The sequence below is a fragment of the Pseudomonas sp. 5.2 genome, assembly GCF_059025405.1.
Genome location: NZ_JBYBHH010000081.1, coordinates 1 through 224, shown reverse-complemented (window position 1 = coordinate 224; position 224 = coordinate 1). Strand labels below are relative to the sequence as shown.

General features: G+C 61.2%; 1 protein-coding gene. It reads left to right on the top strand.

What is annotated here, in order from left to right; translation table 11 throughout:
• Positions 1-224, top strand: a 224-nt coding sequence (locus AC5PZ0_RS28385) for an immunoglobulin-like domain-containing protein (protein ID WP_493856234.1), incomplete at both ends; no start/stop codon positions are given.

The following is a 224-nucleotide window of genomic DNA, read 5'->3' as shown; positions in this document are numbered from 1 at the left end:
TCCGGTCAGCACCGCTGTCACCGACGAGCCAGGCACTCCGGGCAACGAAGGCGACTTGGTCAAAGTCACCATCACCGCTGATCAGGTTTCGGTGGCTGAAAACGTCAAACCGACCTTCACCGTCCACATCAACACCGCGCTGGCTCACGACCTGGTCGTGGCGCTGAGCAACAACGCTACCGTCACCATCAAAGCTGGCGAAACCAGCGCGCCGTACACCCACG